The following is a 4,573-nucleotide window of genomic DNA, read 5'->3' as shown; positions in this document are numbered from 1 at the left end:
TTTTTTGATTTAGATTCATCTCTAATCCTCCATTNNNTATTATCTTAATTTTACTAAATGTAAGATTAAATCTCAACTATTACAGCTTAAATTCCGTTACTATCTACTCAACGCTTTTAGACCTTCCTTTAGACCGTCTTTTATAAATGAAATTTTAGCTTGTTTGCCGTCTGCAGTGATTAGTTCTAAATAATTATCGTTTGATAAAATCATATCTAGATCATCTTTTGTAATAACAGCCAAAGCCTGACAGCCGTTTACCGTACAATTTACGTATTTTCCGGCTGCTATTCGTTTATCACCGCTATTAATAACTGTACCTGCCGGAATTTGAACATTTGACGGGACTATTTCTATTATTTTTAATTCCTGTTCTTCTTGCTCCCCATTGAAATCACTTATGTGATAAATGGCTAATATTTCCTTTTCTTTATCTTTCTCTAGATTATTAATTTGTTGTGATAAGAAGCAAAGTTGTTTTTTCTCATTATTAAGAGTGCAATTTAAGGTCCACGCTCCGTACTTTTTTGGTGCTGATGAAGCATCGACATTTTCTACTCTGTATACAATAAAAGTACCGGTTATTATAAATAATCCACTAAGAACAAAAGCAATTTTTTTTATACAATCTTTCATATAATTTCTAACCTTTTTAAAATATTTTCTTTTCCTAAAATTTCCGCAATTTCAAATACGCTAGGCGATGCGGTCATGCCAGTTATTAAAGCTCTTACGGGTTTCATAATGTCATTTAGCTTTAAGCCATTATGAGTTGCTATTTCTTTAAATTTATTCTGCACGGATTCCTTATCAAACTGCTCAAGTTTGCTTAAGGATTCTATAACTTGTTTGATTAAATCTGTATCAAAATTTTCTATTATCTCTTTTGCATCTTGGTTATAAATGATAGGCGAATCTATGAGATAAATTTGAGCAAGCCGTGCTAGATCAAGTAATGTTTCGCTTCTAACTAACAAGCTCGGCATTGCTTGTTTTATATAACTTACCTCTTTCTCACTAATCTTATAATTTTGTTTCAATATCTCTACAGTCTTTGAAGTTAAGCTATCATTGTCAAGCATTCTTAAGTAATGGGCATTAAGGCTATTCATCTTAGCAAAATCAAGCTTAGAAGGTGATTTACCAAGTGAATCAAGATTAAACCATTCTATAGCCTGAGCCGGTGAGATAATTTCATCATCACCGTGACTCCATCCAAGACGCAATAAATAATTACACAAACTTTCCGGTAAATATCCCATATCCTTATAAGCTTCAACACCTAAAGCTCCATGCCTTTTGGATAATTTTGCTCCGTCTGCTCCATGAATTAAAGGTATATGAGTCATGCTCGGTACTTCATAGCCGAAAGCCTGATAAATAGCAATTTGCCTTGCTGCATTGGTTAAATGATCGTCACCTCTAATAATATGAGTTATACCCATATCATGATCATCTACTACAACGGCTAGCATGTAAGTAGCAGTGCCGTCTGCCCGGAGTAGTACCATATCGTCTATATGCAAGTTTTCAATTACTACATCGCCTTGTAAAGTGTCATGAATGGTTATACTACCTTCACAAGGTACTTTTAGGCGTATTACTGGTTTAATATCGGTAGGGTAGGTGGACGAATCTTTATCACGCCACTCGCTATTAAAAATAAAATGTTGTTTATTTTCTAAAGCTTTTTGCCGCTGTCTTTCTATTTCTTCTTGGCTAGTAAAACAATAATATGCTTTACCTTCTTGTAGTAATCTTAGTGCTGCCTCTTTGTAAAGATTATTACGTTTAGACTGAAATATAACTTCGCCGTCCCAATCAAGTCCTAGCCATTTTAGACCTGCGAATATAGCTTTTACAGCTTCTTTAGTTGATCTCTCTTTATCGGTGTCTTCGATGCGAAGCAAGAATTTACCGTTATGATACCTTGCAAACAAATAGTTAAATAAAGCAGTTCTTGCCGAACCTATATGTAAAAATCCCGTCGGTGACGGAGCAAATCTAGTGATTACGTTATTAGTCATTTATTATCTTTTTTAAATATATATATGTTATTGCGAGCGACTGTAGGCGTTGTTGCATAGCTCAAAAAACACCTTCGGTGTCATACCGTGTAAAGGTTACGTAACCTTTACAATTGCGTGGACCGGTAATGCTCTTTATGTCCTTCCTGCTTTCGCAGGAATGACAGCGAGTGTGTTTTTCAAGCCATGCAACAAGACCGCAGCCATGGCTGCGTGGCAATCTCATCAAATATCCTGAGATTGCTTTGTCAATTACTTCGTAATTTCCTCGCAATGACGGTTTGTTTTCCTACCCAAACACATAAAATAATTTACGTCTATATCGTCGCTTAATTTCCATTCATTTTTAGCAGGATCATATACCAAGCCTTTCAGCTCTTTAATTTCGATGTCGGTATCCGTAAGCATTTCATAAAATTCTGATGGTTTTAAAAATTTGCTATAATCATGAGTGTTTTTAGGTACCCAACCTAAAACATATTCAGCAACTATTATTCCAAGTACATAAGCTTTTTTAGTACGGTTAATCGTAGAAATTATTGCCATACCATTTGGCTTAATATGTTTGACCAAATTTAGTATAAATTGCTGCACGTTTTCTACATGTTCAATAACCTCAAGACAAATTACTACATCATATAGCTTGTCACTCTGTAATTCTTCTATAGTAGATTGTAAATAATTTACTTTTACGCCGTTTTCCTTAGCATAAGTGCTTGCCGTTTCAATATTACTTTGCAGAGCGTCAATGGCTGTAACATTAAAACCTTGAGCAGCTAAAGGCGTTGCAATTAACCCTCCGCCGCAACCGACGTCTAATATTTCTAAACTAGACCTCTTCGGAAACTCTACTTCTAGGGGTAATTTGTACGTCGATCCGGTACTCGCATCCTCACGTATGCTTATATACGCTGCAGTGGCAAGTGCTTCCGTGTCTCCTTCAAATTCCTCCCTATAAGCGAATTTCCAAAGAGGCCTACTAGAAATATCATTGTAATGCGAGGTTATTTTCTCTATTATATATTCAAGGCGAATAGGATTTATGCGGTGTAAGATACCGAATTCCCCATCCTTATTCCACCAATTATGAGAACTTTTCTCAAATTTTTCTAATTCTTTTTTATCGATTGAAGACATAGTCTATGATATAGGTATTATATTATTATCAAGTAGTATATGTCATTATCTGCGCAGGCGGGAATCTATAATAAATAAACTTAATATTAGTACAAAATAAATTTTTATATATTTTGCTGAATTCCCGCCTATGCAGGAATGACATCAGAATCACCACACTATACAACAAACATATATAATATACTCAGATGACTTTAATAATACTAGCCTTAATTTTAATTAGCTGCATATTTGCTCCCCTTGGCTGCATTGCCCTATGGAAGAGATATATTTATTTCGGTGACGGGCTTGCTCATAGCAGTTTTTTAGCGGCTAGCATAAGCATTATAGCACATTTTCCATTAATATATTCAGGAATAATAGTTGCAATTCTTTTTTCATTATTTGTGTTTATTTTTAAAAATAATTCTGAAAAAAATGCAGTTATTAATTTGATTTCTAGCTTTATGCTCGCTATTGCTTTAGTTATTAATTATTTTACTTCCTCGCAGAACAATATAGTAAATTTATTGTTTGGGGATATTTTATCTGTGTCTTTTAATGATTTGATTATACTAGGGGTAGTGCTAATAACTATTATAAGCTTTATAGTATATTTTTATAATCAAATTCTTCTTATAATCATCAATAGAGATATTGCAGTCATAAAAGGCTTAAAAGTTAATATTATTGAGCTAATATTTTTACTTCTTCTCTCATTATCGGTATTTTCTGCTATAAAGATTGTCGGTGCATTGATGGTGACCGCTGTTTTACTTATTCCTGCAATGATTGCACGGTTTGTGGCATATAGCCCCTCTCAGATGATTATAATATCAATTTTTATCTCTTTATTTATTAATTTTTGTGCTGCACTTAGTTCTTTCTATTTTGACTTACCTTTAACTCCATTGTTTATTATATTAGGTATGTTTATTTATGGGCTACTGTATTTGAAGCGATTATTATGAATAAAAATGAACTTACTGAATATGTCAAAGAATTGTTAGAACCATATGGTTCAGTAACCGTTCGTGCAATGTTTGGTGGATATGGTATATATAAGAGTGGTGTTATGGTAGGAATTATTAAGAGCAATGAATTATATTTTAAGTCAGACCTAAGCACTTATGAATATTTTCAATCTTTTGGTTCTGAGCCATTTATATATCAAAGTAAAGGTAAACTTGTAACTTTATCATATTGGAAGGTGGTATCTGAAATTATGGAGGATCAAGAGTTATTAGGCAAGTGGTTTAAATTAGCGTTGAATGCTGCTATTAATAGTCAAAAGAAAAAATAAATGTTATTCCGTGACCCCTCCGGCGGCGTTGTGTGTAGAGTTTTTTTTCGTCATTGCGAGAAGACGCCATAGGGATCGACGAAGCAATCTGGTAATCCTCCCATTTTTAATCGCAATAGAGAGTAGA

General features: G+C 33.8%; 5 protein-coding genes. 2 read left to right on the top strand and 3 right to left on the bottom strand.

Features of this window, described 5'->3' with window-relative positions; genetic code table 11:
• Positions 1 to 99: 99 nt before the first annotated feature.
• The 3 genes from KYQ89_RS02655 to ubiG form a co-directional block, all read right to left on the bottom strand.
• A complete protein-coding gene (locus tag KYQ89_RS02655; protein ID WP_218460287.1) occupies positions 100 to 636 on the bottom strand; it encodes an invasion associated locus B family protein in 537 nt (178 codons plus the stop codon).
• Positions 633 to 2,027, bottom strand: coding sequence for a glutamate--tRNA ligase (gene gltX, locus KYQ89_RS02650; protein WP_218460286.1), 1,395 nt, complete (start codon positions 2,025 to 2,027; stop codon positions 633 to 635). The genes KYQ89_RS02655 and gltX overlap by 4 nt, the downstream gene beginning before the upstream one ends.
• A 252-nt stretch (positions 2,028 to 2,279) precedes the next feature.
• The gene (gene ubiG, locus KYQ89_RS02645) at positions 2,280 to 3,164 is read right to left on the bottom strand and encodes a bifunctional 2-polyprenyl-6-hydroxyphenol methylase/3-demethylubiquinol 3-O-methyltransferase UbiG (protein WP_218460285.1); all 885 of its coding nucleotides are present in this window, start codon (positions 3,162 to 3,164) and stop codon (positions 2,280 to 2,282) included.
• Between the two features lie 188 nt (positions 3,165 to 3,352).
• Here ubiG and KYQ89_RS02640 point away from each other — a divergent pair, with 188 nt between their 5' ends.
• Both KYQ89_RS02640 and KYQ89_RS02635 read left to right on the top strand, forming a co-directional pair.
• On the top strand, positions 3,353 to 4,114 hold the full coding sequence (locus tag KYQ89_RS02640) for a metal ABC transporter permease (RefSeq protein ID WP_218460284.1): 762 nt from the start codon (positions 3,353 to 3,355) through the stop codon (positions 4,112 to 4,114).
• On the top strand, positions 4,111 to 4,446 hold the full coding sequence (locus tag KYQ89_RS02635; RefSeq protein WP_218460283.1) for a TfoX/Sxy family protein: 336 nt from the start codon (positions 4,111 to 4,113) through the stop codon (positions 4,444 to 4,446). Before KYQ89_RS02640 ends, KYQ89_RS02635 begins: the two co-directional genes overlap by 4 nt.
• Positions 4,447 to 4,573: the final 127 nt, after the last annotated feature.

The organism is Rickettsia sp. TH2014 (genome assembly GCF_019249195.1).
In the GTDB taxonomy this organism is placed as follows: domain Bacteria; phylum Pseudomonadota; class Alphaproteobacteria; order Rickettsiales; family Rickettsiaceae; genus Rickettsia; species Rickettsia felis.
The sequence above is the reverse complement of the archived record's forward strand: the minus strand, read 5'-3'. Positions and strand labels throughout refer to the sequence as shown.